Here is a 24,768-nt window from a genome sequence, read left to right as displayed (position 1 = left end):
CACACATGCCAAAGCTCGCCGCCAACCTGACCATGCTGTTCAACGAAGTGGCCTTCCTGGACCGCTTCGAGGCCGCCGCCCGCGCCGGATTCCGGGGCGTGGAGTTCCTGTTCCCGTACGCGTTCCATGCGGACCAGATTGCCGACCGGCTGAGCCGGTTCCAGCTGGACCTCGTGCTGCACAACCTGCCCGCCGGCAACTGGGAGGCCGGCGAGCGTGGCATCGCCTGCCACCCGGACCGCGTGGGCGAGTTCCAGGAAGGCGTGGGCGAGGCGATCAAGTACGCGAAGGTGCTCGGCGTGCGCCAGCTGAACTGCCTGGTCGGCAAGCTGCCGCAGGACGTCAAGCGTGAGCAGGCCAACGAGACGCTGGTGGAGAACCTGCGCTTCGCGGCTGCCGCGCTGGCCAAGGAGCAGATCGACCTGTTGATCGAGCCGATCAACACCTTCGACATCCCCGGCTTCTTCCTCTCGCGCACCCAGCAGGCGGTGGACCTGATCGGGCAAGTCAATGCGACGAATCTGTATGTGCAGTACGACATCTATCACATGCAGCGCATGGAGGGCGAGATCGCCGCGACGCTCAAGGCCAACCTGCCGAAGATCCGCCACGTGCAGCTGGCGGACAACCCGGGCCGCAACGAGCCGGGCACGGGCGAGCTGAATTACCCGTTCCTGTTCGGCTACCTGGACGAGATTGGCTACACCGGCTGGATCGGCTGCGAGTACAAGCCGAAGACCACCACCGAGGCCGGCCTGGGCTGGCGCGCCGCGATGGGCGTGCAGTAGGCCGCGCGCCCAGCACACATTCAAGAATTTTTCGATAGATTAGAGAGGAGACATTCCATGGCAGATCAACGAAACGTCGGCTTTATCGGCCTCGGCATCATGGGCGCGCCGATGGCGGGCCACCTGCGCGCCGCCGGGCACACGCTGTTCGTGCACGACGTCAATCCGGCGCCGCAGGCGCTGGTCGATGCCGGCGTGACCGTGTGCACCAGCGCCGAGGAAGTCGCCAAGCGCGCGGACATCATCGTCATCATGGTGCCGGACACCCCGCACGTGGAGGCGGTGCTGTTCGCCGACAAGGGCGTGGCGGCGGCGCTCAAGACGGCCGGCAAGGAAGCCAGCTACAGCAAGATCGTGGTGGACATGAGCTCGATCTCGCCGATCGCCACCAAGGACTTCGCGGCGCGCATCAACAAGCTCGGCGCCTCCTACCTCGACGCGCCGGTCTCCGGCGGCGAGGTGGGCGCCAAGGCGGCCTCGCTGACCATCATGGTGGGCGGCCCGGCCGAGGCGTTCGATCAGGTCAAGCCGCTGTTCGAGCTGATGGGCAAGAACATCACGCTGGTCGGCGGCAACGGCGACGGCCAGACCACCAAGGTGGCCAACCAGATCATCGTGGCGCTGAACATCCAGGCGGTGTCCGAGGCGCTGCTGTTCGCGTCGAAGGCTGGCGCCGACCCGGCCAAGGTGCGTCAGGCGCTGATGGGCGGCTTCGCGGCGTCGCGCATTCTGGAAGTGCACGGCGAGCGGATGGTCAAGCGCACGTTCGACCCCGGCTTCCGCATCGAACTCCATCAGAAAGATCTGAATCTGGCGCTGCAAGGGGCCAAGACGCTGGGCGTGTCGCTGCCGAACACGGCCACCGCGCAGGAGCTGTTCAACGCATGCGCAGCCAACGGCTTCGGCAAGCTCGACCACTCGGCGCTGTGCCGGGCCATCGAGATCATGTCGAACCATGAGATCGCAAAAAGCGCGAAGTAATAGCGCGATGTAATAGCGCGAAGTAAGCGTACCTAGCCTCACCCGCCCGGGCCCCGTGCCCGGGTCTTGCCTTGCCTTCCGGACCCCACATGCTTTCCACCGACGCCACCGCCGCCCTGCTGTCGCCCCAGCGACAGGGCAGCCTCCCTGACTTCCGCGATCCCCGCCACGCGCGCGCGCTGCTGAGCGACCTGTTCGACACGGCCGTGGCGTCCGTCAGCGCCGCCCACTGCCTGCCGCCGCACCTGCCATCGCCCCCCAAGGGCCGCACCGTGGTGATCGGCGCAGGCAAGGCTGCCGCCGCGATGGCGCAGGCCGTGGAGGCGCACTGGCAAGGCGAGCTGTCGGGGCTGGTGGTCACGCGCTACGGCCATGGCGCCGACTGCCGGCGCATCGAGGTCGTGGAAGCCGCCCACCCGGTGCCCGACGCCGCAGGCCAGCGCGCCGCCCAACGCATGGTCGAAGCCGTGCAGGGACTGACCGCCGATGACCTCGTGCTTTGCTTGATTTCCGGCGGCGGCTCCGCGCTGCTGGCGGCACCGGCCCCAGGCCTGACACTGGAAGACAAGCAGGCGGTCAACAAGGCGCTGCTGCGCAGCGGCGCGAACATCGGCGAGATGAACTGCGTGCGCAAGCATCTCTCCGCGCTCAAGGGCGGCCGGCTGGCGTTGGCCTGCGCGCCGGCACGCGTCGAGACCCTGCTGATTTCCGATATCCCCGGCGATGACCCGACCCTGATCGCCAGCGGCCCCACGCTGCCGGACGCCACCACCTGCGCCGACGCGCTCGCGGTCATCGCCAAATACCAGATCGAGGTGCCCGCCAACGTGCGCCGGCACCTGGAGAGCGGCGCTGGCGAAACACCCAAGCCCGGCGATGCGCGCTTTGCTGGCCACCGCAGCGTCACGCTGGCCAGCGCCCAGCAGTCGCTCGAAGCCGCCGCGGCCCGCGCGCACGAGCTGGGCCTGACCGCGCACATCCTGTCCGATTGCATCGAGGGCGAAGCGCGCGATGTGGCCGAAGTGCACGCCGCCATCGCCCGGCAGGTGGCCACGCGCGGCCAGCCATTCCAGAAGCCGTGCGTGATCCTGTCCGGCGGCGAAACCACCGTCACCGTGCGCGGCGACGGGCGCGGCGGGCGCAATGCCGAATTCCTGCTGGCGCTGGCCGTGGCGCTCGACGGCCTGCCCGGTGTGCACGCCATCGCCGGGGATACGGACGGTATCGACGGCTCCGAAGACAACGCCGGCGCCCTGCTCGGCCCGGACACGCTGACGCGGGCCGGCGCCCGTGGCCTGTCCGCCCGCGCCCACCTCGACAACAACGACGGCTACGGGTTCTTCGCCGGCCTCGACGACCTCGTCGTGACCGGCCCCACCCGTACCAACGTCAACGATTTCCGCGCGATCCTGATCGTCTGATCCCGGATCGCGCCGCCCCACAAGTCGCACAAGAGCCCCACGGAAACAGGAAGGAGACATCATGAGACGCCAGCGCAAAGCCAAGATCGTTGCCACGCTCGGACCCGCCAGCTCGGACATCGCGGTCATCCGCCAATTGTTCGATGCCGGCGCAGACGTGTTCCGGCTGAACTTCAGCCACGGCACGCACGAGGACCATCGCGCGCGCTACGACGCCGTGCGCCAGGTGGAGGCCGAGACCGGCCGCCCCATCGCCGTCCTGGCCGACCTGCAGGGCCCGAAGCTGCGCATCGGCACGTTCGCGGTGGGCAAGGTGGCGGTCAAGGCCGGCGATACGTTCGTGCTGGACAGCGACCCCACGCCCGGCGATGCCACGCGCGTCTACCTGCCGCACCCGGAGCTGTTCCGCGCGGCCAGTGCCGGGCAGTCCCTGCTGATCGATGACGGCAAGGTGCGCCTGAACATCGTGGCCGTGGCGAGCGGCAGCATCACCACGCGCGTGGCCAACAACGGCACGCTGTCTGACCGCAAGGGCGTGAACGTGCCGGACGCGGTGATCCCCATCCCCGCGCTGACCGAGAAGGACCGCCGCGACCTGGCCTTCGCGCTGGAGCTGGGCGCGGACTGGATCGCGCTGTCCTTCGTGCAGCGGCCCTCGGACATCGCCGAGGCGCGCGAGATCATCGGCACGCGCGCAGGCGTGCTGTCGAAAATCGAGAAGCCGGCGGCATTGCAGCAGCTGGAAGAGATCGTGCGCGTGTCCGACGCGGTGATGGTGGCGCGCGGCGACCTCGGCGTGGAACTGCCGCCCGAGCGCGTGCCCGGCGTGCAGAAGCGCATCCTGCGCATCTGCCGCCAGTTGGGCAAACCCATCGTCATCGCCACGCAGATGCTGGAATCGATGATCGACTCGCCGGTGCCCACGCGCGCCGAGGCCTCCGACGTGGCCAGCGCCATCTACGACGGCGCCGATGCCGTGATGCTGTCCGCCGAATCGGCCAACGGCCGGCATCCGGTACCGGCGGTATCGATGATGGACCGCATCATCACCGAGGTGGAGCAGGATCCGCTGTACCGCAATATGATCGATGCGCAGCACGAGGCGCCGCTCTCCACGCGCCAGGATGCGATCTGCGCGGCGCTGCGCGAGGTCACGCAGATCATCGGCGCGGTGGCCACGGTGACGTACACGTCGTCCGGCGCCACAGCGCTGCGTGCCGCGCGCGAGCGGCCGTGCGCGCCCATCGTCAGCATCACGCCGAATCTTGAGATTGCGCGGCGGCTGGCCATGGCCTGGGGGATCCATTCGACGGTCAGCCCGGATGTGCAGAGCGTGGACGAGATGGTGGAAGCCGCCACCCGTGCGGCCCTGGTGGAAGGCTACGCGGCGCCGGGCGACCAGATCACCATTGCGGCCGGCATGCCGTTCGGCCAGGGCGGCACGACCAACCTGCTGCGGGTGGCCGAAGTCGGCACCGAAGTGGCGGGCAGCCTGGACGCGGACCTCGGCATCGGCGGCGCGCTGCGCCAGCCGGCGGCGGTCTGAGGGCCCGCTGAGGGCCACTAAGGGATGTACCTGACGGTGGATGGCTGACATCTACCGTCGGGCGCCATTGCTATACTGCTCCGACATATGGCGGCCCCACGTGGCCGCCGATCTACAAGCTATGACGGAGCCCTCATGCGTCTCGACGACGAAGCCGAAAGCCAGAATGTGGAAGACCGCCGTGGCGGCGGATTTGGCGGCGGCGGCTTCCCCATCGGCGGCAAATCGATCGGTATCGGCACCATCGTTATCGCGCTGGCCGCCTCGTATTTCTTTGGGGTCGATCCGTCGGTGATTTTCCAGGGCGCCTCGGTCATCCAGGGCCAGCCGCAGCAGGCGCCGCAGTCCCAGGCGCACCGCCCGCCGGCCACCGACCAGCTCACCGTGTTCACGCGCAAGGTGCTCGGCAATACCGAGCGGACATGGGAGCACATCTTCGAAACCGACCTGAACCGCCGCTACGCGCCGCCCACGCTGGTGCTGTTCTCGGGCGCCACGCCCACGGCGTGCGGCACCGGTCAGTCGGCGATGGGGCCGTTCTACTGCCCGGGTGACCAGAAGGTCTATATCGACCTGGCCTTCTATGACGAGCTGCGCAAGCGCTTCGGCGCCAGCGGCGACTTCGCCCAGGCGTACGTGATTGCCCACGAGATTGGCCACCATGTGCAGAACCTGCTCGGGGTGTCCGCCAAGGTGGACGCCGCGCGCCGCCGCATGGGCGAGGCGCAGGCGAACCAGCTGTCCGTGCGTCTGGAGCTACAGGCCGACTGCCTGGCCGGCGTCTGGGCCGCGACGGCGCAAAAGGCCAATCAGGCACTGCTGGAACCGGGCGATGTGGAGGAAGGACTGAAAGCCGCCGCCGCGATTGGTGACGACCGGCTGCAACGGCAAGCGCAGGGCTACGTGGTGCCGGAGGCGTTCACCCACGGCACGAGCGAACAACGTGTGCGCTGGCTCAGGCAGGGGCTGACCACGGGGGATATCCGCAAATGCGATACGTTTGCGGCGAAGAAGCTGTAAGCGGGGAAGCGGGAACGGCGGGAGCAAAAATCACCTGCCCAGGCGGAGAGAGAGAAGGAGGAGGTCGGCCGGGCAGGTGGGAGAGAAAACTGTCGCGGCCACCTAAGTGGCCGCGTTGTCCGTCAGGACGAGCTAGGTTCAGACGCGATAGTTGTAGCCGTACAAGTCGCCATTGCGCGAGTTGTCGACCGGCGTCGCGGAGATCTCGCCACTGAACGTGCGGCTGCCTTCGCTGAAGCTGTCGAACTTGCCTTGCCGGGTGCCTTCGCCGAACGGGTTGAACGGGCCTTGGCGGGCGCCATCCGTATAGGTGTCGAACGGGCCGGTTTTTGCACCGTCCGTGTAGACATCGAACCTGCCGGTGCGCAAGGCATCGGCATAGACGTCGAACTTACCAGCCTTGCTGGTGGCGGCCGGCGCGGCCATGGCCGCGGCTGACGCTGCGAATGCGGCGAACACAAGGGCGCCGCCAAGGATACGTTTGGCGTTCATCTGGGACTCCTTCAACTGATTCACTGCTTTTTTATGTAGACAGCTGAACTGCTGCCCGGATGAACAATCTGCGTTGCCATCTGAGCACGGAGTGAAGGTTAGTGGGTCGGCCGCCAACGAGAAATACCGCTGCGACGAATGGTGCGTTGCACGCCGTGAAACGCTGGACCTGCCGATGAACGGTGGCCGCGGGGGCGCGACTGGCGGGGTGCCAGCCGCGTTGACCGGTCAATCCAGGCGGATGACCGGGGGAATCAGCGCGAGATCAGAGCGTGAACTGGCCGCTGGCCTCGGGCTGGAAGGCCACTTCCAGCACGGTCACGCGTTGCTGGCGGCCGTCCGGCAGGCGGTAGTCCACGGTCTGGCCGGCGCGGGCGCCGAGCAGCGCCTGTCCCACCGGGGAGAGCACCGAGAGGCGGCCGCCGGCCAGGTCGGCATCGTCTGGATAGACCAGCGTCCAGTCGCGCGGCGCCGGCTCCCCTTCCAGTGCGCAGACCACGCGCGAGTTCATCGTCACCACGTCCTTGGGGATCGCGTCCGGCGGCACGATGGCCGCGCGGGTGAGCAGCGCGTCCAGCATTTCGTCGAGTTCGGCGGTGGCGGCGCGGCTGGCGATACCTTCCAGGCGCGTCACGTCCAGTTCGGTCAGGTACAGGGTGGGGGCGTTGCTGGAAACGCCGTTGGACTTGGCCATGGCAAAGGTCTCTCTCGCAAGGCGGCAGCCGAGCGAAGATTCAGGCGCGCGGCGGCCAGGGTGTCAGGAATTCAATGGCCGGCGCAATGGGGCGACGCCGGCAGGATGGAAACTGCGGTGACTCGGGCCCGGTTCGGCGCCGGGCCCGCTTGGTGGGGATCGGTCAGGCCGGGAACCGGGCGGGATCAAGCGGGGCGTTGATCCGGCGGTCGATGCTGCGCATGGCGATGCGCGTCACCCGCACGCACGCGCCCGCCGGCCGCTGGAAGCGGACCATGGCGAATGCGGTGAACGGCAGATGACGGGACATCGTGAGAATGATCTGAGATGCAGGGAAAACGAACGGCCATGCTAGCACAGCCGTCCGATGGCGCGGGCTGAGGGTGTACCCTATGCGCCGCATTGATACGCTCTTATACAATCGAGCGCATCACATCAATGCCGTGGATGACATTCGCAGGCCGCCCCTTCGGCTGCCTGCTGGAGGTTCTGGAGAATGCCGCACTCACTGGCCGGATGCGGGTTCGGGTTCTCGCAGGTATGCCGCAGCGCACGCAACTGCCCTTCCAGCGCTTCCAGCGCCACGCGTTGGGCGTGAATCTGGTCGATCTGGCGGTCGAGCAGCGTGTCGATATCGCCACACGCCAGCGACGGATTGCGCTGGAAATCCCGCAGCCGGCGCACATCGGACAGGCTCATCCCCAGCGAACGGCAATGGCGCACGAAGTTGAGCTGCACGAGATGCGGGTCGCCGTAACGGCGATAGCCGTTGTCTTCCCGCTGCGGGGCATCGAGCAACCCCTCGCGCTCGTAATAGCGGATGGTCTCGACGTCGCAACCGCTGTGGCGGGACAGTTCGCCGATACGCATGGTCTGGTTCTCCGGGTTCGGAAATCCCTGTAGCGATTACAGGGTTACGGAGGGAGTGTAGGCGATTTGCCGTCAGCTTGCTGCGGGGCAACGGCCGCCAGCCCCCTGCGGTAGAATCGACGCCAATGTCGTCCCCCTCGTCACACCGCTCCGTGCAACCGCTTCGGCTCCTGCTGATGATCGTGCTGCTTGCCTTCCTGCCGTTGCAGGCCTGGGCAGGCGTCAGCACGCCGGTGGCCCAGGTGGAGACGTCGATGCAGGCGGTGATGATTGCCGCCGATCCGGTGCTGGCCGATCAGGCCGACTTCGCCGCGCCGGCGGAGCCAGGCCTGCCGATGCCGGCCGATAGCGCCGAGCCCTCGCCGCCGGGCGCCGACTTCGCCGAACAGCTGTTGCCCGCGCCGATGCCGCGCGTGGCCGCCCCCTCTGTGCGCGGCGCCTTGCCGCGCTATGCCGGCATCACGCTGCCGGACCCCCACCTTCCCCGCTTGCCGCGCCCGCCGCGCGGCTGATCCCCATTGCGCGCGTGGCCGCCACTGGCCGGCCGTGCGCGTTCCGTTTGTCGTGCGGCGCCCAGTCAGCGCCGTGCGCGCCTGCGGCTCGTCCGCGTCTTTATCCTTGCCCCACACACCATGAAACGTATTTTCCTGTTCCTGGCGACCAACATCGCCGTCATGCTCGTCCTCAGCGTCGCGGCCAGCCTGCTGGGCGTGAACCGCTACCTGACATCCAACGGCCTCAACCTCGGCATGCTGCTGGCGTTCGCCGCGCTGATGGGCTTCGGCGGCTCGTTCATCTCGCTGCTGATGTCCAAGACCATCGCCAAGTGGTCGGTCGGTGCCCAGGTCATCACCCATCCGAGCACCAGCACCGAGCTGTGGCTGATGCAGACCGTCGAGAAACTCGCCACCCGGGCCGGCCTGCCGATGCCCGAAGTGGCGATCTATGACGGCGAGCCGAATGCCTTCGCCACGGGCGCGTCGAAGAAAAGCTCGCTGGTGGCGGTGTCGACCGGCCTGCTCCAGTCGATGTCGCACGACGAAGTGGAAGCCGTGCTCGCGCACGAGGTGGCCCACATCGCCAATGGCGACATGGTCACGCTGACGCTGATCCAGGGCGTGGTGAACACCTTCGTGATCTTCATGGCACGCGTGGTCGGCTACTTCGTGGATTCGTGGCTGCGCCGCAACGACGAGGAGTCGAGCGGCCCCGGCATCGGCTACATGATCACCGTCGTGATCTGCGAGCTGCTCTTCGGCATCCTGGCCAGCGTGATCGTGGCGTGGTTCTCGCGCCAGCGCGAGTTCCGTGCGGACGCAGGCGCGGCCGGCCTGATGGGCACGCCCACCCCGATGGTCTCGGCGCTGCGCCGCCTGGGCGGCCTCGATGCCGATGGCCTGCCGCAGAACATGCAGGCGATGGGGATCTCGGGCGGCCGCAAGTGGCTGGCGATGTTCTCGAGCCATCCGCCGATCGAACAGCGGATCGCGGCGCTGCAATCTGGCCGCTAAATAGAATGGGGGCCGGTGCGCGCTAGGCCGCCGCGCCCCGTTCCGCCCGGAAGGCGGCCCGGTAGCGTTCGGGCGTGGTCTGCACATGCCGCAGGAAGGCCTGCCGCATGACGTCCGCGTTGGCGAAGCCGGTGGCGTGGGCGATGCTCTCCAGCCGGCGGTCGCTGCCCTCCAGCATCCGCCGCACCGCCTCCACCCGCAGCCGCTCCACGTAGCGCGCCGGAGTCTCCCCCACCTGCTTGGCGAACACGCGCGCGAAGTTGCGCGGGCTCATCGCCACCCGCTCGGCCAGTACGGCTACCGAGAGGTCGCGGTCGAGGTGATCCGCCATCCATCCCTGCAAGGCCCGCAACTCCACGCTCTCGGCCGCCTGCGCGCGCAGCGAGGTGGAGAACTGCGCCTGGTTGCCCGGTCGACGCAGGAAAAGGACGAGTTCGCGCGCCACTTCGAGCGACACCGCGTACCCGAGGTCTTCCTCCACCAGCGCCAGCGACAGGTCCATGCCCGCCGTCACGCCGGCCGAGGTGTAGTAGCGGCCCGCGCGAATCCAGATCGGGTCCGCATCGACGGTCAGCCGGGGGTAGCGCGTGGCCAGGCGGTCCGCGTGGCGCCAGTGCGTGGTCACGCGCGCTTCGTCCAGCAGCCCGGTGCGGGCGAGCACGAAGGCGCCGGTGCAGACCGCGCCGAGCCGCCGCACCCGGGGCGCCTGCTCGCGGATCCAGCCGATCAACCGCGCGTCGTCAGACGCCGCCGCGTGGCCGGAGCCGCCCGAGATCAGCAGGGTGTCGATGGGCTGGCCGATGGCGTCGGCGATCTGGTGGTACGGCGCGTCGGCCAGCATCCGCACGCCGCTTTCTGTGCGCACGATGGCGTCGTCGCTGACGCTGACCACGCGCACGTCGTAGAACGGCTCGGCCCGCCCGCACAGCTTGTTGGCCGCGCCGAACACGGCGGTCGGCCCGGTGACATCAAGCTCCTGCGCCGGGTCCGGCGCCACGATCACCACCACGCGGGGCGATGCGGCGATGAGATGGAGGTCGGTGGGCATGGGAATCGAGCCGTTTGAGCGAAGGGAGTGGCCCCGATCATACGCCGGCCGATCATGCGGGTGCCACCATCGCCCCCACCCGCCGCGCATGCCGCTGCCAGCGCAGCGTGATGACCAGCGCGAGCGCCAGCGCCGGCAGCACGGCCAGATTCACGGCCTGCCAGCCCCAGTGATAGAGCACCTGCCCCGCCGCCAGCGTGGCCAGCGCCGTCAGCACGGCGGCGGAAAACTCGGCCGTCGCCTGGGTGCGCGCGCGCTCGGCGGTGCGGTAGCTGCCCGCCAGCAGTGTGGTGCCGCCCACGAACATGAAATTCCAGCCGATGCCGAGGCACAGCAGCGCGAGGTAGAAGGCCGGCAGCGCGGTCGAGCACAGTGCCACCACCGCCGCGAGCGCCGACAGCGCAATGCCGCTGGCCAGCATCGCCGGATTGCCGAAGCGTTGCAGCAGCCAGCCCGAGAAGAACGACGGCGCGTACATGCCCACCAGATGCCATTCGATGATCTGCGCGCCCTGCGTGATCGTGTGCTGGCACGCCACGGCGGCAATCGGCGTGGCCGTCATCACGAACATCATCACCGCGTTGCCGATGCCGTTGTTGGCGAACGCGGCGAGGAAGATCGGCTGGCGCACGATCTCGCCGAGCGGGCGCGCGGGCAGGCCATCGCTGGCGGCGCTGCCGGCGGCCAGCGAGGCCGGCTCGCGGTAGGCGAAGGCCAGCACCAGCATGGTCAGCACGCCGAACACGGCGACCACCGCGTACGAGCCCGCGAACGGCAGCGGCTGCATCATGTCCGCGCTCCACGCGGCGATGGCCGGCCCGCAGACGGCGGCGACCACGCCACCGGTGAGCACGGCCGAGATGGCGCGCGGCTTGTCCGGCGCGGGCGCGGCATCGGCGGCGGCGAGCCGGTAGAAGCGCGCAAACGCCTGGAACACGCCGACCAGCGCCGTGCCGACGCAGAACAACACGAAGTGATGGGTATAGATCGCCCAGACCGAGACCACGCCGCCCAGCGCGCAGGCCAGCCCCCCGAGCGAGAACGCCAGCCGGCGGCCAAAGCGCTCGATCAGGAATGCGGCGGCGATGGCGGTCAGCGCCGAGGCCACGGTAATCAGCGCGAACGGCAAGGTGGCCAGCGCCTTGTCCGGCGCGAGCGTGTAGCCGACCAGCCCGGTCAGCGTCAGGTCAACGGACAGCGCGGCGGTGTAAAGCGCCTGGCACAGCGCCAGCACGCGCGCCTGCCGCATGGCGGAGGTAGCCATCGGATTCTCCGGATAAGAGGGGGATGGCTACCAGCGTACGGGCGACGCGGGGCGGCTGACGGACAATGATCCGTCGATTTCTGCCAGCGAACGCGTCAATACGCGCCGTCAGTTGAACACGTCCTGCCGGTACCGCCCTTGCGCCACCAGCCCGGCGAACCAGTCGGACGCCTGCGTGGCGTCCATCCCGCCTACCTGCGTGCCGATGTCGATCAGCGTCTGGCGTACCGCTGGCGCCATGCGTCGGCCGTCGCCGCAGACGTAGACCGTGGCGCCGGCTTCGATCTGCGCCCAGACGGCGTCGCGCCGTTGCCAGAGCAGATCCTGCACATAGCGCGGCGCCTCCGGTACCACCGAATAGGCGACATGAACCTCGGCCACGCCCTGCCCGGCCCAGGCGGCGATCTCGTCGCCGTAGAGCCAGTCGTGCGAAGGATGGCGGCAGCCGAAGTAGAGTTGCACCGGCGCCACGGCCTGCCCCGCCGCGCGCTGCGCCGCCCGTTCCTCGATAAAGCCCCGGAACGGCGCGATGCCGGTGCCCGGGCCGATCAGCAGCATCGGCACGCGCGGGTCGGCCTCGGGCGCGAACGGCGGGTTCGGGGTGCGGATGGACGCCGCGACGCGCGCACCCGGCGCCAGCCCCTGCAACCACGTCGAGGCCACGCCCCGGAACTGCCCGCGCCCGGACAGCGCCGGCGCCCAGACCGTGCCGACCAGCAGCGTCGCCACGTCCGGCGACACCAGCGGCGACGAGGCAATCGAATAGAAACGCGGCCGCATCGGCACCACGCAACCGAGCAGGCCCTCCAGCGACAGCGTGATCGCCGGGTGCGCCACCAGCACGTCGAGCAGACCCAGCCGCCGCGCCGCCACCTGCGCCGCGTAGCCGCGCTCGGCATCGTCCGAGGCCAGCATTGCCAGCGCCTGCTGCGTGAACGGGCAGCGCGTGGCGCGCATCAGCCCGCGCAGCGTCTGCCGGGAAACCACGTCCTGCAATTCAACAAAGTGTGTCAGCAACTGCCGCAGCGGGAGCGGCTGGCCAATCGGCAGGCCCCGCCCGGTGCCTTGCGGCGCGGAGAGCGTGACCATGGCGTTCGCGTCGAGGTCGAGCCGTTCGCACAGCGCCTCCACCAGCGCGGCGTCGTTTTGCGGCCAGACGGCGAGGTGATCGCCGGTCTGGTAGGTCACGCCGGGCGGTAGTTGCAGGCGGATGTCGCGCGTGGAGGTGCGCGGCGCCTCAAGAGAGAAATCCCACAGGCCGCTCGGATCGTTCACAAGTTCGGTATTCGACAAGACCGTGCAGCCCTGCGTCCCGGCCGGCAGCGTCTCGGCGCGGATCGCCGCCAGACTGCGGACCTCCGCGACGATGCCGCCCGTGCCCGCCCCGCCCGGGTCCACGCCATCGGCCTGCAAGGCCTGCCAGAGCTGGCCCAGCCAGCGTTCGGCGGACTGGTCGAAGTCGCCGTTGCCATCGGCTTCGCCACGCGCCAGCAGCGGCACGGCGCCCGCCGACGTGAAGAAATCGAACACGCGGCGCGGGAAGGCCTGATAGGTCGCCCATTGGGAATTGCCACAGCCGAGCAGCGCCAGCCGGAGGCCGTCGGCGCGATAGCCGGCCGCCGCGTGCGCGTCCAGCATCGCCTCGAAGCGGCGGCCCGAGTCCGGCGCGCGGCCGTTGTAGGTAGCGGCGACGATCACCACGATGCCCGACGTCGGCAGCGCGCCGACGACGTCGTCGAGATCCTGCAGCTTCGCCGCAAAACCGGCGCCCACCGCCCCGGCGTGGATCTGCTCGGCCAGCTCGCGCGCGGTGCCCAGGCTCGACGCGCACAGCACGGTCAGCGCCTGCCCGTGGCCGCGTACCTCGGCCTGCGCGGCGGGCGTGGCCTCCGCCGCCACGGGCTGGGCCGCGATGCGCTCGTGCGGGCGGCGCCGCCGCGCGCGCAGCACGAGGTTGTCGGGCTTGATCGTCAGCGTTTCCTTGAGCTTGAACTGGTAGTCGTACGGATCGTGGAAGGCGAAGTGGCGCAGCATCAGCGCCAGCGCCAGCTTGGCCTCGGTCAGCGCGAACTGCCGGCCGATGCACGCTTGCTCGCCCTGCCCGAACGGCATGTAGGCGTGCGCCGGCAGCCGCGCCTCGTGCTCGGGCAGGAAACGGTCGATATCGAACCGCTCCGGGTGGGCCCACACCTGTGGGTCCCGGTGCAGCGCGGTCAGCACCACCGAAATGCGCCGATCCTTGCGCAGGTGGTAGCGCCCGCCGATCACCACATCGTCGAACGGCGCCACGGCGAACGCCGGCGCGGTCGGCCAGAGCCGCAGCGTCTCCTTGAGCACGCGGTCCAGCACGGGCATCCGGGCGAGATCGGCGTAGACCGGCGCGGCGTCGCCGGGCAGCACGGCGTCCACCTCCGCATAGGCCTGCGCCAGCACGCCGGGGTTGCGCAGCAGTTCGTAGAGCGCGAAGGTCAGCAGGCCGCTGGTGGTCTCGTGCCCGGCAATCAGGAAGGTGATGACCTGATTGCGGATGTTCGCGTCGTCCAGGCGTTGGTCGGTCTCGGGGTCGCGCGCCTCCAGCATCAGGTTCAGCAGGTCCATGCCGGTGGTGGGCGCGGCACGGCGCTGGCGGATCACATCGTCCACCAGGTTGCGCATATAGGCGATGTCCGCGGCGCACTGGCGGTGGGCGCGGCCCATGAAGCGGTCCTGGATCGGCAGCCGCGTGAGCTTGTTCATCGCCTCCTGCAGCGCGCCGACCATCGCCTCGATGAACGGGTCTAGCCGTTCGCTGGAAAACGAGTCGAAGTCGTAGCCGAAACCGGACAGCGCGATGGTGTCCAGCGTGAGCCGGGTCATGTCGTCGGCCACGGCGATATCGGCGTCCGGGCCCTGACGGTCCCATTTGTCCACGAGGCGATTGGCCACGCGCAGCATCACATCGAAATAGCCCTTCATCGCGCGCTGGCTGAACGCCGGCATCAGGATGCGGTGGGCGCAGCCCCAGTTCGGCTCGTCGCTGTGCGCGGTGAACAGGCCGTCGCCGGCCATGTCGCGCAGGTAGGAAAGCGGCGGGCCGATGATCTTGCGGAAGCGCGTGGCGTCGCACAGCTCGCTGGCCAGCGCCACGGACGACACGAACGGCACGCGCCGCCCGGCGAAGTCCAGCTCGAAGATGCCGTCATGGTGCCGGCTGCGCGCCAGCAGATGCTGCCCGACCTCGCCCGGCGTGATCTGGAACAGATTGCCGACGATGGGCCAGCCCGGGTCGCGCGGAATGGGCTGGAGGGCAACGGCGGGCTGGACGATGGACATGGGGGCGGGCCTGGGGGCGGGTCTTGACTGCCGTAGACAATCGCCGAGTTTCGGGGGCGAAGTCAACGCGCGGACACCGAGCATGCCCTCCAATTCCCGCCGCCGCGAGGCATCCGCCGTGCGTTTGAAATAAACGTTCGAAAAAGTGACGAATCGTTGACTAGTCGACTAGTCGACCACCCGCCCGCGCAGCGCCTTGATCTGGCCGCGCTGGGTCTTGGCCTCGATGCGCCGCTTGCGCGAAGCCAGCGTGGGCCGCGTGGCGCGCCGGGTGCGCGGCGGCGTGGCCACGCTCTCCACCAGCTCGTGCAGGCGCCGAACCGCTTCCTCGCGGTTCATCTCCAGGCTGCGGTGCTGCTGCGCCTTGATGACGATCACGCCGTCGCGGGTGATGCGGTGGTCGTGCAGGGCCAGCAGCCGCTCCTTGTGGTCGGCCGCCAGCGACGCCGTGCGTACGTCGTAGCGCAGGTGCACCGCGTTGGACACCTTGTTGATGTTCTGCCCGCCCGCGCCCTGGGCGCGGATCGCGGTGATCTCGTATTCGTGATGAGGGATGAGGAAGTCGCCGGCCATGGCCGCCATCATAGCAACGCATGCGCCGGCGATGTGTGGCGGAACGTGTCCGCCACAGTCGGGCAATGCCGCTACGGCGCCGGGGCGATGTTCTGGTTCGTGCAGAACAGGTTGTGCGGATCGTATTGACGCTTGATGCGTGCCAGCCGGTCGTAGTTCGGCCCATAGGCGGCGCCCACGCGCGCGGTTTCCTCCTCGGTCAGGAAGTTCACGTAGACGCTGCCCGTGGCATACGGCTCGGTCGCGCGGAAGAAATCGCGCGCCCAGGCGATGCAGGCGTTGTCCTCGTCATTGCGCTCCCAGCGCGCGTGCACGTTCATCACGTAGCGGGCGTCGCGGTGCGCGTAGGCGGTGGCATCGGGCGCCACGCGGTTGGCCACCCCGCCCACCTGGCCGATAAAGATGTCAGCCAGCGGCGACGGCAGGCGCAGCGCGAAGTCCGTCATCGCGTCGATGGCGGCGTCGTCCAGGCGCGAGAAATTGTGCGATTTCCAATAGTTGCGCGCGCCCGGGCCGAGCAGCGGATCGAACGCCTGCTGCCACGCTGCGTACGGCGCCGGCCCCACGTGCTCGCCCACGGTCTGGCCGAACTGGCGCAGCGGGGCGATGGCCGCGTCGGCCTTGTCGGGATCGCCGTTGTAGAACACGGCCAGGATCACCACGTCGCTGCCATGCGCGGAGGAAGGCAGGAACGGCAGCGGCGGCGCCTTGCGCAGCACGACCCACACGTTCAGGTCGTCCGGCATCGTGTTTTCCGCGAAGGTGCGGTACTGGCGCAGCACCGACTTGCCCTCGGCGGCCGGGAAGACGAGCAGTCCGGTGGTGACCATCGGCCCGACATCGTGCAGCTTGAACTGGAACAGCGTGACCACGCCGAAGTTGCCGCCGCCACCGCGCAAGGCCCAGAACAGGTCGGGCTCCTCGGTGGCGCTGGCCCAGCGGCGCTGGCCATCGGCGGTGACGACCTCGCAGCCGAGCAGGTTATCCACAGTCATGCCGTACTGGCGCGTCAGCCAGCCGAACCCGCCGCCGAGCGTCAGCCCGGCCACGCCGGTGGTGGAGTTGATGCCGAGCGGCGTGGCCAGCCCGAGCGCCTGCGCCTCGTGGTCGAAATCGGCCAGCAAGGCGCCGCCGCTGACCCAGGCCACTTTTTCCTTGGGATCGATCTGGACGCTGCGGTGCGCGGAGAGGTCGATGACCAGCCCGTCGGCGCAGATCGCACTGCCTGCGATATTGTGTCCGCCGCCGCGCACGGCCAGCACCAGGCCCCGGTCCCGCGCGAAGTTGACGGCCTGGATCACGTCGGCGGTGCCCGTGCACTGCACGATCACGGCCGGCCGCTTGTCCACGGTGGCGTTCCAGACGGTGCGGGCCGTGTCGTAGCCGGGGTCGGCGGGCAGCAGGACCTTGCCGCGCACGGACTGGCGCAGCATGTCGAGATGGGCAGGGGTCAGGGTTGGCATGGCGGTTTCCTCCACGGTGTGCGCGATGCGGGCGACGGAACCTCTTCTCCTTGCAAGGCGCGCGCCACAATCGCGGAGGGGGCATCCACGCTGGCCTGCCGGCTACCGCCGGGCCGCGCCGCGTGCGCCGGGGGCCGGAAATCGACCGATCGGTTACAGCGGTGAGGCGGCGCCGGAGACGCCTCGCGCGCGGCGGCGTACCTTGCGGCACGCGCGCCCGTTGCCTAGCATCGTTCCCATGACTGCTCCGCTCAGAGACCGCGTCGCGCTGGTGGCCGGTGCCACCCGTGGCGCCGGACGCGGCATCGCCGTGCAACTGGGGGCGGCCGGGGCCACGGTCTACGTGACCGGGCGTTCCACGCGCGCACAGCGCTCCGAGATGGATCGCCCGGAGACCATCGAGGAAACTGCCGAATTGGTGTCGGCGGCAGGCGGCCGGGGCATCGCCGTGCGGGTGGATCATACGGTGCCATCCCAGGTCAGCGCGCTGGTGGACCGCATCCGCGCCGACCACGGCGCGCTGCACATCCTCGTCAACGACATCTGGGGCGCCACGGTCATGGAGTGGAATATGACCGTGTGGGAATCGTCGCTCGACATTGGCCTGCGCACGCTCGAACTGGGCGTGCATACCCATGCGATTACCAGCCATTTTGCGATCCCGCTACTGATCGAATCGCCGGGTGGGCTGGTGGTGGAAGTGACCGACGGCACCGCGGCCTACAACGCCACCAACTACCGCGTGTCGTTCTTCTACGATCTGGCGAAGGCCAGCGTGCTGCGCATGGCCTTCGCCCTCGCGCATGAACTGGGGCCGTACGGCGCCACCGCCGTGGCACTGACGCCGGGCTGGCTGCGCGCCGAGGCCATGCTGGACGCCTACGGCGTCACCGAAGCCAACTGGCGCGACGCCACCGCACGGCAACCCCATTTCGCGATCTCGGAAACGCCGGCCTACGTCGGCCGCGCCGTGGCAGCCCTCGCCGCCGACCCCGAGCTGGCCCGCTGGAACGGCCAGACGCTATCCAGCGGCCAACTGGCGCAGGTCTACGGCTTCACCGACCTCGACGGCAGCCAGCCCGACGCCTGGCGCTACATGACCGAAGTGGTCGATGCGGGCAAGCCGGCGGATATCACGGGGTATCGGTGAGACGGGCGCAAGCGTCCGCTGCTCGGAAGTCGACCTGGCTTCGGACCACAAACTGTTGGAAATTCGCGTGCGCGGGATTGACTAGCGTGGACTGACTGCAAGCCAGTCTATTGGTGCGCCCGGCTGGGATCGAACCAGCAACCCCTGCCTTCGGAGGGCAGTACTCTATCCATTGAGCTACGGGCGCGATGTGAGCTGCGATTGACGTCGGACGAGGGCCGGCGTCGGAAAGTCGCATAGGATACCTCGTTTGTCGGGCGGCGTCCATGCGGGTTGCGCCGGGAAGGGTTCCGGCAGGTCTCGCAGCCGCCGCTTTTGGCCCCGGACGCCGCGGCTTGGGTCTATAATCGCCAGCTATTTGCGTCGAAACGAGACGTACCCGGGACACGAGACATGGCCCGGACGCAGATAGCCGAAAGGCGAAAACAGACCCATCCCCGACAAGGGCCAACAAAGCAAGCCGCCCCCAACGCGCTGCACTAGGTTTCCCTGCAAAATCGAGAGTTCTGTATGAGTGACGTCCACCAAGAAAACGACCACCACGAGTCTCCCATCAAGACCCCGAAACAACTGATCGCTGTCGTGATCGCCGCCTTCGTGGTGCCGATTCTCGTGATCGTCCTGTTGGTTAGTTTTGTTGGTCACGGCACCCACGAGGGCGCCGGCTCCACCCAGACGGCCGAAGCCGTCAACCATCGCATCCAACCCGTCGCTTCCCTGGAAATCAAGGACCCGAACGCGCCGCGCGTCTTCAAGACCGGCGAGCAGGTCTACAAGGAAGTCTGCGCCGCCTGCCACGCCACCGGTGCGGCCGGAGCGCCCAAGCACGGCACACCCGGCGACTGGACCGCGCGGATCGGCCAGGGCTTTGACGGCCTGCTGAAGTCCGTGATGAACGGCAAGGGCGCGATGCCCCCCCGCGCCGGCACCTCGCCGGACGACTACACCGACTACGAACTGGCCCGTGCCGTGGTGCACCTGGCCGACGCCGGCGGCGCCAAGTTCCCGGAACCGCCCGCGCCTGCCCAGGCGGCACCGGCCCAGGCTGCGGCTTCCGCGCCTGACGCACAGGCCGCGGCCCCGGCGGTTCCTGCCGCGCCGGCTGCCCCGGCGGCTGCTGCACCGGCACCCGCAGCCGCCGCACCCGTTGCTGCGGCGGCTGCCGCCCCGGCCGCTGCATCGGCCGAAACCGGCAAGAAGGTCTATGACCAGGTTTGCGCCGCCTGCCACGCCGCCGGTGTGGCTGGTGCGCCGAAGTTCGGCGACAAGGCCGCCTGGGCACCGCGCATCAAGGAAGGCATGGACGCCGTCCACACCTTCGCGCTCAAGGGCAAGGGCGTGATGCCGCCCAAGGGTGGCTATGCCGGCGCCGACGCCGACGTGATCGCCGCCGCCGACTACATGGTCAACGCTGCGAAGTAACGCCAAGCGCACCTTTCAGTCCACGCAAAAAAGCCCGCGACGATCCTCGCGGGCTTTTTTGTTTCGATGGGGTCGATCGGGTCGATGGGGCCGGCGCCCCACTAGATATATATAGGCAGCGGGTCAGACCACGCGTGAATAGCGCACCAGCGGCACCTCGCGCGCGCCGTCCTGGCGCAGGTAGCGGTCGAACACCATCGCCACGCGGCGCACCAGCAGCCGGCCCAGCGGGGTGATGTCGATCCGCGACGCGTCGCGCCGCAGCAACCCCTCTGCCGCCAGCGCGTCCAGCCCGGCGAATTCCGGCGCGAAGGTTCGGGCGAAGTCGATGCCGTGCGCCGCCTCCACCGCCGCAATGTCCATAGTGCCGTGACACATCAGCGCGCCGATGATCGCCTTGCGCAGATGGTCATCGGCGGACATTCGGAAGCCGCGCGCCACCGGCAGCCGGCCGGCGTCCAGCGCGGCGTAGTACTCGTCCGTGGTGCGCGCGTTCTGCGCGTAGTGGCCGGCCACCGCGCCAATCGCCGAGACGCCGAAGCCCAGTTGATCGTGCCCCGCGTGGGTGGCGTAGCCCTGGAAGTTGCGTTGCAGCCGCCCGGCCTGCTGGGCGATGGCGAGGTCGTCGTCCGGCAGCGCGAAATGATCCATGCCGATATAGACATAGCCGGCGGCGGTCAGGCGCTCGATCGTGGACACCAGGATGTCGAGCTTCTCGCCGGCGGGCGGCAGCGCCGCCTCGTCGATGCGCCGCTGCGGCTTGAACACATGCGGCAGGTGCGCGTAGCTGTAGACCGAGAGCCGATCCGGCCGTAGCGTCAGCACGCGGTCGATGGTCGCTGCGAAGCGTTCGGTGGTCTGGTGCGGCAGCCCGTAGATGAGGTCCATGCTGACCGAGCGGAAGCCGAGCCGGCGCGCCGCCAGCACCACATCGCGCGTTTCCTCATAGGACTGCACGCGATGGATTGCCTCCTGCACCTCCGGGTCGAAGTCCTGCACGCCGAGGCTGATCCGGTTGAAGCCGAGTTCCGCCAGCAGCGCCATGCGCGCATCGGTCACGCGGCGCGGATCGATCTCGATGGCGTGCTCGCCCTCGGGCAGCAGGTGGAAGTGTTGCGTCAGCGCCGCCATTACGCGACGCATTTTGTCGGGATCGAGGAAGGTCGGCGTGCCGCCGCCCCAGTGCGATTGCATGACCGCGCGGCGCTCCCCGAGCCGGCCGGCCACCATCGCCATTTCCCGGGCGAGATAGTCGACGTAGCGTGCGCTGCGCGCGTGGTCCTTGGTGATGATCTTGTTGCAGCCGCAGTAGTAGCAGATGTTCTCGCAGAACGGGATGTGCAGGTAGAGCGAGAGCGGCGCGGGGGAGTCGGCGCGGCAGGCGTCGAGCGCGGCGAGGTAGCGGGCGTCGTCCACTTCGGCGTCGAAGCGGTCGGCGGTAGGGTATGAGGTGTAGCGGGGGCCGTTGCCGTCGATGCGGCCGGCCAGGCTGCGGAAGTCGGCCAGTGCGCGGCGGTCGAACGCCGTGGCGGCAGGCATGCTGGGGAGGGTGGGGGCGGACATGGTGCGCTCTTTTTGCGGGCGAAGATGGTCACGATGCTATGCCCCTGCGCCGTCGCTCACCTTGACGCGCATCAAGCGCACGCCGCGCTTGCGCCCGCAGCCCCGCCACCGTGGGGCGTTGGCGTCATCCGAGCGTCACGAACGGCCGATAGGCTCTGCCCGCCGTCCCCTCCTCCACCCGATTCCAACGCCCGTTCCGACCATGCGCCCAGCCTCGCCCAGAACGATGTCGCCCGCCGCGCCGGCGCGCCGCCGCATGCTCCGGTCGTTCGGCACGCTGGCCGCGATGCTCGCGGCACCGGCTGCGTTCGCCCAGCCGCAACCGCAGCCCTCCTCGCAGCGCCGGGCGCTGGTGGTCGGCCATCTGCTCGACCGCGTGGGGCCGCAGGCGGATCTGGCGCGCGACTACCTGGCCGGCGCCAAGGTGCTGTTCGATGCGGCGAACGCCTCGGGTCAGGGGCCGCGCATCGTACACGTGGTGCGGGATGCCGATGCCAGCCCGCGCATCGCCACCTCGCAGGCCATCGGCATGGCCGAGTCGGACCATATCGACGTGCTGTTCGGCCCCGGCGACACCCTGCTGCCCGCGCTGGCCACGTCGTCCGAACTGAGCCGGCGCGGCGTGCAGATCGTCGCCCCGCTCTCCGGGCTTTCGCTTGCCGCCGACAACATCTGGTTCACGCGCGCCGACTATCAGGCCGAGCTGGACGCCGCCGTGCGGCAGCTGCGCAGCTACGGCCTCAAGAACATCGTCCTGGCCGTGTCGCCCGACTTCGCCGCCGGCACGCTCGCGGCGGGCTCGCCGTGGCTCGATCGGATGGAGCGCGACCTCGGTACGCGCGCGGTGACGCTGACCGGCAGTGTCGATGACGGCGCGCGCCGCATCGCCGCGACGCGGCCCGGCGCGGTCATCGTGGCCGGCGACACGCTTGCCTACGGCGGCCTTGGCCGCGCGCTGGCCTCGCAGGGTTGGTACGGTTTTCTGGTGGGATTGTCGGCCGTGAGCCCGGCCTCGGCGCGCGAGATTCTCGGCGGCAACTACGCGGGGGGCGTGGTGGTCACGCAGGTGGCGCCCGGCCCGCAGGAATCCACGCTGCGCGTGGTCAAGGAACACGTGGCGCGGATGAAGCAGTACCTCGACGAACCGCCCTCCCCGGCCACGCTGGCCGGCTACATTGGCGCCGCCTGGCTGGTGCGCGCTGCCGGCGCGGCCAAGGCGCCGGGTGCGCTGGAATTGCGCCGCGCGCTGCAGTCGCGCATCGATGTGGGCGATTTCACGCTCGACTTCACGCGCGGGCTGCGCGGCTCTCAGTACGTGCAACTGGCGCCGATCGGCAAGTCGGGCGTGCCGCAGCGCGCCTGACCCGCGCGCCGCTATATCTATTAGTTAGTCGCGCGGCAGCGTGATGCGCACGCGCAGGCCGCCTTCGACACGGTTGTCCAGCGTCAGCTCGCCGCCATGGCGATTGACGATATCGGCGGCAATCGACAGCCCCATCCCCACGCCGCCGGTAGCCCGGCTGCGCGACGACTCCACGCGATAGAACGGCTCCAGCACGCGCTGCAACTCGGCCGGCGGAATGCCGGGGCCGTTGTCGCAGACGTCGATCTGCACGCGCTCGGGGCTGTCCGTCAGCACGATATGCGCGGCGCCGCCGTAGCGGTGCGCGTTCTCGACGAGGTTGACCACGGCGCGGCGCAACTCCGCCGGGTAGGCCAGCAGCGGCGCGGCGGTGCCGGAGAGCCGCACGTCCTGCCCCAGTTCTTCGGCATCGTCGACGATGGCCTGGAGCAGCGCCTGCACGTCCACGCGCTGGCGCGGGCCGGTGCCGTCGTCGCGGTCACGCAGGTAATAGAGCGTGGCGTCGATCAGCCCGTTCATCTCGGCCAGATCCTGCCGCAGGCGGTAGCGCACGTCGTTGTCCTCGATGCGCTCGATGCGCAGGCTCATGCGCGTGAGCGGCGTGCGCAGGTCGTGCGAGACCGCCGCCAGGAAGCGCGACTGCTGCGCCAGCTGCGTGCGGATGCGTTGCTGCATCAGGTTCAGCGCCTTGGTGGCGGCGCGCGCTTCGGCCGGACCCGCATCATCGTCGAGTGGCGGGGCGTGCACATCCTGGGCCAGCCGATTCGCACCGGTGGCCAGCCGCTGCACCGGCCGCGCGAGCAATCGCGCGCCCACCCACGACGAAATAACGATGGCGATGAACTGGAAGATCAGGCCAGGATGCAGGGGCCAGAGTCCGTGCCAGGGGGGGAAGTGGCGCTGCGGTCCGGGCGGCTCCCCGCGCCGGTCGGCATGGCCGGGACGGAACATGCCGCGCTCCCCGGCCGGGCCGCCCTCGCCCGCATCCTCGTCTTCCTCGAAACGCGGGCCGCGCTGCGACGGCTCGGGGCGGTGGAATGGCTTGCCGGCGGCGGCGGCCTCCGAGGCCGCCTCGCGCATGCGTTCCTCCCAGCGCGGCGAGCCGGGGCGCGGGAACAGGCCCTCGATGACGGTCACGCCAAGCACGTGCACCGCCACCATGATCGCGGCCATGACCAGGAACAGCCGCAGGAACATCGAATCGAAAAGGTGGCGCCGCATGGTGGGGTCTGTCCGGACGCCGGCGGTGGCGTTCGGCGGCGGGGGGGGCGCGGCCATGCGTCAGGAATCCACGTTGACCGTGAAGACGTAGCCCTCGCCCCGCACCGTGCGGATCAGCGCCGAGTCACGCGGATCGTCGCGCAGTTTCTGGCGCAGGCGCGAGACCAGCAGGTCGATGCTGCGATCGAACACGTCGAGGTCGCGACCGCGTGCCTGGTTGATGAGCAGTTCGCGATCCAGCACGCGGTTCGGGTGCTCGATGAAGGTCAGCAACAGGCGGAACTCGGCGTTCGACAGCGGCACGACCGTGTCTTCCTCGTCGAGCAACTGGCGCAGCGTGGTGTTGAGCCGCCACGCGCCAAACTTGACCTCGTGCCCCGCCGGGGTAGGTGCTGAACGACGCACATCGGCCCGGCTGCGCCGCAGCACCGTGTGGATGCGCGCCACCAGTTCACGCATCTCGAACGGCTTGGTCACGTAGTCGTCCGCCCCCACCTCGAGCCCGACCACACGGTCGGCCAGTTCGGCGCGTGCGGTCAGCATGATCACGGGGATGTCCGTGCGCTCGCGGATCTCGCGACACAGCGTCAGGCCGTTCTCGCCGGGCAGCGAGAGGTCCAGGATGACCAGATCATAGTGATGCTGCGCCATGGCCGTGCGCATCGACGCCCCGCCTTCGGCCCCATCGGCCGCCATGCCGAACGTGGCCAGGTATTCGGCCAGCATGGCGCGGATCTGGGGATCGTCGTCGACGATCAGCAGGCGGGTAGGCAAGGCGGGAGTGAGGTCCATGGCAAAGCGGGAGGGATGGGAAACGCCGGCGGGCGACGGCCTGCGCAACGACCGGCGGTCAACTGTACCAGTTTGCAATATCCGCGCTGTGGCGGCTTTGTATCAGGTTCGATACGTGCGCTGTGGATAACTTCGCCTGACAAAACGACGCCCCCGGCACTGCCGCGCCGGGAGCGTTCAACAGGGAAGAGCCAGGCACGCAAGCGTACCCGGCCGCACCGCTAACCGAAGGGCAGGCGCGGCACGGCGCCAGTCGCCGAGGCGTCTGACGCGT

22 protein-coding genes and 1 tRNA gene are annotated in these 24,768 nt (G+C 69.2%); 10 read left to right on the top strand and 13 right to left on the bottom strand.

All coding sequences use genetic code 11. The annotated features are described in order from the left end of the window. Nucleotides 1-5: 5 nt before the first annotated feature. From hyi to ypfJ, 5 genes are all read left to right on the top strand, one after another. Nucleotides 6-788 (top strand): hydroxypyruvate isomerase, encoded by a 783-nt coding sequence (gene hyi / locus AC1DP9_RS19305; RefSeq protein ID WP_092300220.1) that lies wholly within the window; start codon nucleotides 6-8, stop codon nucleotides 786-788. A gap of 57 nt (nucleotides 789-845) precedes the next feature. Next, entirely contained in the window at nucleotides 846-1,769 is a 924-nt protein-coding gene (gene glxR / locus AC1DP9_RS19300) for a 2-hydroxy-3-oxopropionate reductase (RefSeq protein WP_092300223.1), read from the top strand. Nucleotides 1,770-1,858: 89 nt separating this feature from the next. Continuing rightward, entirely contained in the window at nucleotides 1,859-3,190 is a 1,332-nt protein-coding gene (locus tag AC1DP9_RS19295) for a glycerate kinase type-2 family protein (RefSeq protein ID WP_477108239.1), read from the top strand. Nucleotides 3,191-3,251: 61 nt separating this feature from the next. Continuing rightward, entirely contained in the window at nucleotides 3,252-4,736 is a 1,485-nt protein-coding gene (gene pyk, locus AC1DP9_RS19290) for a pyruvate kinase (protein WP_477108238.1), read from the top strand. 135 nt (nucleotides 4,737-4,871) lie between these two features. Next, nucleotides 4,872-5,756, top strand: a complete 885-nt coding sequence (gene ypfJ, locus AC1DP9_RS19285; protein ID WP_092300232.1) for a KPN_02809 family neutral zinc metallopeptidase — start codon at nucleotides 4,872-4,874, stop codon at nucleotides 5,754-5,756. Between the two features lie 138 nt (nucleotides 5,757-5,894). On the opposite strand, the gene AC1DP9_RS19280 is transcribed toward ypfJ, so the two are convergent. The 4 genes from AC1DP9_RS19280 to AC1DP9_RS19265 all read right to left on the bottom strand — a co-directional run bounded on the left by AC1DP9_RS19280 (nucleotide 5,895) and on the right by AC1DP9_RS19265 (nucleotide 7,812). Beyond that, a complete protein-coding gene (locus tag AC1DP9_RS19280) occupies nucleotides 5,895-6,248 on the bottom strand; it encodes a hypothetical protein (RefSeq protein WP_092300235.1) in 354 nt (117 codons plus the stop codon). 265 nt (nucleotides 6,249-6,513) lie between these two features. Next, nucleotides 6,514-6,942 (bottom strand): nucleoside diphosphate kinase regulator, encoded by a 429-nt coding sequence (gene rnk, locus AC1DP9_RS19275; RefSeq protein WP_092300238.1) that lies wholly within the window; start codon nucleotides 6,940-6,942, stop codon nucleotides 6,514-6,516. Between the two features lie 163 nt (nucleotides 6,943-7,105). After that, nucleotides 7,106-7,252 (bottom strand): hypothetical protein, encoded by a 147-nt coding sequence (locus AC1DP9_RS19270; protein ID WP_177220001.1) that lies wholly within the window; start codon nucleotides 7,250-7,252, stop codon nucleotides 7,106-7,108. Nucleotides 7,253-7,377: 125 nt separating this feature from the next. Then, nucleotides 7,378-7,812, bottom strand: coding sequence for a Cd(II)/Pb(II)-responsive transcriptional regulator (locus tag AC1DP9_RS19265; RefSeq protein WP_092300241.1), 435 nt, complete (start codon nucleotides 7,810-7,812; stop codon nucleotides 7,378-7,380). A 176-nt stretch (nucleotides 7,813-7,988) separates the two neighbouring features. On the opposite strand from AC1DP9_RS19265, the gene AC1DP9_RS19260 reads away from it, so the two are divergent. Together AC1DP9_RS19260 and htpX are read left to right on the top strand one after the other, a co-directional pair. Then, nucleotides 7,989-8,324 carry a hypothetical protein gene (locus tag AC1DP9_RS19260; RefSeq protein WP_092300244.1) on the top strand — a complete coding sequence of 112 codons (336 nt, stop codon included), beginning with the start codon at nucleotides 7,989-7,991 and terminating at the stop codon, nucleotides 8,322-8,324. 120 nt (nucleotides 8,325-8,444) lie between these two features. Beyond that, a complete protein-coding gene (htpX, locus tag AC1DP9_RS19255; protein ID WP_477108237.1) occupies nucleotides 8,445-9,323 on the top strand; it encodes a protease HtpX in 879 nt (292 codons plus the stop codon). Nucleotides 9,324-9,345: 22 nt separating this feature from the next. Here the strand turns inward: htpX and AC1DP9_RS19250 are convergent, their stop codons facing one another. The 5 genes from AC1DP9_RS19250 to AC1DP9_RS19230 all read right to left on the bottom strand — a co-directional run bounded on the left by AC1DP9_RS19250 (nucleotide 9,346) and on the right by AC1DP9_RS19230 (nucleotide 16,983). Beyond that, on the bottom strand, nucleotides 9,346-10,371 hold the full coding sequence (locus tag AC1DP9_RS19250; RefSeq protein ID WP_477108236.1) for a GlxA family transcriptional regulator: 1,026 nt from the start codon (nucleotides 10,369-10,371) through the stop codon (nucleotides 9,346-9,348). 52 nt (nucleotides 10,372-10,423) lie between these two features. Then, nucleotides 10,424-11,635, bottom strand: coding sequence for an MFS transporter (locus AC1DP9_RS19245; RefSeq protein WP_477108235.1), 1,212 nt, complete (start codon nucleotides 11,633-11,635; stop codon nucleotides 10,424-10,426). Nucleotides 11,636-11,743: 108 nt separating this feature from the next. Beyond that, nucleotides 11,744-14,947: a bifunctional cytochrome P450/NADPH--P450 reductase gene (locus AC1DP9_RS19240; protein ID WP_477108234.1), complete on the bottom strand. Its 3,204-nt coding sequence runs from the start codon at nucleotides 14,945-14,947 to the stop codon at nucleotides 11,744-11,746. A gap of 168 nt (nucleotides 14,948-15,115) precedes the next feature. Further along, nucleotides 15,116-15,520: an alternative ribosome rescue aminoacyl-tRNA hydrolase ArfB gene (gene arfB / locus AC1DP9_RS19235; protein ID WP_092300419.1), complete on the bottom strand. Its 405-nt coding sequence runs from the start codon at nucleotides 15,518-15,520 to the stop codon at nucleotides 15,116-15,118. A gap of 71 nt (nucleotides 15,521-15,591) precedes the next feature. After that, on the bottom strand, nucleotides 15,592-16,983 hold the full coding sequence (locus AC1DP9_RS19230; protein ID WP_092300258.1) for an FAD-binding oxidoreductase: 1,392 nt from the start codon (nucleotides 16,981-16,983) through the stop codon (nucleotides 15,592-15,594). 238 nt (nucleotides 16,984-17,221) lie between these two features. On the opposite strand from AC1DP9_RS19230, the gene AC1DP9_RS19225 reads away from it, so the two are divergent. Beyond that, nucleotides 17,222-18,133 carry an SDR family oxidoreductase gene (locus AC1DP9_RS19225; RefSeq protein ID WP_454757415.1) on the top strand — a complete coding sequence of 304 codons (912 nt, stop codon included), beginning with the start codon at nucleotides 17,222-17,224 and terminating at the stop codon, nucleotides 18,131-18,133. A 111-nt stretch (nucleotides 18,134-18,244) separates the two neighbouring features. Here the strand turns inward: AC1DP9_RS19225 and AC1DP9_RS19220 are convergent. Beyond that, nucleotides 18,245-18,320: transfer RNA gene (locus AC1DP9_RS19220), tRNA-Arg, on the bottom strand. A gap of 323 nt (nucleotides 18,321-18,643) precedes the next feature. Here AC1DP9_RS19220 and AC1DP9_RS19215 point away from each other — a divergent pair. Beyond that, the gene (locus tag AC1DP9_RS19215) at nucleotides 18,644-19,555 is read left to right on the top strand and encodes a c-type cytochrome (RefSeq protein WP_477108233.1); all 912 of its coding nucleotides are present in this window, start codon (nucleotides 18,644-18,646) and stop codon (nucleotides 19,553-19,555) included. Nucleotides 19,556-19,678: 123 nt separating this feature from the next. Here AC1DP9_RS19215 and hemN read toward each other — a convergent pair whose 3' ends face one another. Continuing rightward, nucleotides 19,679-21,118 (bottom strand): oxygen-independent coproporphyrinogen III oxidase, encoded by a 1,440-nt coding sequence (gene hemN, locus AC1DP9_RS19210; RefSeq protein WP_477108232.1) that lies wholly within the window; start codon nucleotides 21,116-21,118, stop codon nucleotides 19,679-19,681. 202 nt (nucleotides 21,119-21,320) lie between these two features. Here hemN and AC1DP9_RS19205 point away from each other — a divergent pair, with 202 nt between their 5' ends. After that, on the top strand, nucleotides 21,321-22,481 hold the full coding sequence (locus tag AC1DP9_RS19205) for an ABC transporter substrate-binding protein (protein WP_477108231.1): 1,161 nt from the start codon (nucleotides 21,321-21,323) through the stop codon (nucleotides 22,479-22,481). Between the two features lie 24 nt (nucleotides 22,482-22,505). Here AC1DP9_RS19205 and AC1DP9_RS19200 read toward each other — a convergent pair whose 3' ends face one another. Both AC1DP9_RS19200 and AC1DP9_RS19195 read right to left on the bottom strand, forming a co-directional pair. Further along, nucleotides 22,506-23,702, bottom strand: a complete 1,197-nt coding sequence (locus AC1DP9_RS19200) for an ATP-binding protein (protein WP_477108230.1) — start codon at nucleotides 23,700-23,702, stop codon at nucleotides 22,506-22,508. 60 nt (nucleotides 23,703-23,762) lie between these two features. After that, on the bottom strand, nucleotides 23,763-24,494 hold the full coding sequence (locus AC1DP9_RS19195) for a response regulator (RefSeq protein WP_092300273.1): 732 nt from the start codon (nucleotides 24,492-24,494) through the stop codon (nucleotides 23,763-23,765). Nucleotides 24,495-24,768 lie beyond the last annotated feature (274 nt).

The sequence above is a fragment of the Cupriavidus sp. 01L43 genome, from assembly GCF_056399925.1.
Note: the sequence above shows the minus strand (reverse complement) of the source record. Positions and strands in the feature narration are given on the sequence as shown.

Bases quoted from the DNA above. Each gene is read 5' to 3' on its own strand.
- hyi (WP_092300220.1), top strand. From the start codon at position 6: ATGCCAAAGCTCGCCGCCAACCTGACCATGCTGTTCAACGAAGTGGCC.
- glxR (WP_092300223.1), top strand. From the start codon at position 846: ATGGCAGATCAACGAAACGTCGGCTTTATCGGCCTCGGCATCATGGGC.
- AC1DP9_RS19295 (WP_477108239.1), top strand. From the start codon at position 1,859: ATGCTTTCCACCGACGCCACCGCCGCCCTGCTGTCGCCCCAGCGACAG.
- pyk (WP_477108238.1), top strand. From the start codon at position 3,252: ATGAGACGCCAGCGCAAAGCCAAGATCGTTGCCACGCTCGGACCCGCC.
- ypfJ (WP_092300232.1), top strand. From the start codon at position 4,872: ATGCGTCTCGACGACGAAGCCGAAAGCCAGAATGTGGAAGACCGCCGT.
- AC1DP9_RS19280 (WP_092300235.1), bottom strand. From the start codon at position 6,248: ATGAACGCCAAACGTATCCTTGGCGGCGCCCTTGTGTTCGCCGCATTC.
- rnk (WP_092300238.1), bottom strand. From the start codon at position 6,942: ATGGCCAAGTCCAACGGCGTTTCCAGCAACGCCCCCACCCTGTACCTG.
- AC1DP9_RS19270 (WP_177220001.1), bottom strand. From the start codon at position 7,252: ATGTCCCGTCATCTGCCGTTCACCGCATTCGCCATGGTCCGCTTCCAG.
- AC1DP9_RS19265 (WP_092300241.1), bottom strand. From the start codon at position 7,812: ATGCGTATCGGCGAACTGTCCCGCCACAGCGGTTGCGACGTCGAGACC.
- AC1DP9_RS19260 (WP_092300244.1), top strand. From the start codon at position 7,989: ATGATCGTGCTGCTTGCCTTCCTGCCGTTGCAGGCCTGGGCAGGCGTC.
- htpX (WP_477108237.1), top strand. From the start codon at position 8,445: ATGAAACGTATTTTCCTGTTCCTGGCGACCAACATCGCCGTCATGCTC.
- AC1DP9_RS19250 (WP_477108236.1), bottom strand. From the start codon at position 10,371: ATGCCCACCGACCTCCATCTCATCGCCGCATCGCCCCGCGTGGTGGTG.
- AC1DP9_RS19245 (WP_477108235.1), bottom strand. From the start codon at position 11,635: ATGGCTACCTCCGCCATGCGGCAGGCGCGCGTGCTGGCGCTGTGCCAG.
- AC1DP9_RS19240 (WP_477108234.1), bottom strand. From the start codon at position 14,947: ATGTCCATCGTCCAGCCCGCCGTTGCCCTCCAGCCCATTCCGCGCGAC.
- arfB (WP_092300419.1), bottom strand. From the start codon at position 15,520: ATGGCCGGCGACTTCCTCATCCCTCATCACGAATACGAGATCACCGCG.
- AC1DP9_RS19230 (WP_092300258.1), bottom strand. From the start codon at position 16,983: ATGCCAACCCTGACCCCTGCCCATCTCGACATGCTGCGCCAGTCCGTG.
- AC1DP9_RS19225 (WP_454757415.1), top strand. From the start codon at position 17,222: ATGACTGCTCCGCTCAGAGACCGCGTCGCGCTGGTGGCCGGTGCCACC.
- AC1DP9_RS19215 (WP_477108233.1), top strand. From the start codon at position 18,644: ATGAGTGACGTCCACCAAGAAAACGACCACCACGAGTCTCCCATCAAG.
- hemN (WP_477108232.1), bottom strand. From the start codon at position 21,118: ATGTCCGCCCCCACCCTCCCCAGCATGCCTGCCGCCACGGCGTTCGAC.
- AC1DP9_RS19205 (WP_477108231.1), top strand. From the start codon at position 21,321: ATGCGCCCAGCCTCGCCCAGAACGATGTCGCCCGCCGCGCCGGCGCGC.
- AC1DP9_RS19200 (WP_477108230.1), bottom strand. From the start codon at position 23,702: ATGCGGCGCCACCTTTTCGATTCGATGTTCCTGCGGCTGTTCCTGGTC.
- AC1DP9_RS19195 (WP_092300273.1), bottom strand. From the start codon at position 24,494: ATGGACCTCACTCCCGCCTTGCCTACCCGCCTGCTGATCGTCGACGAC.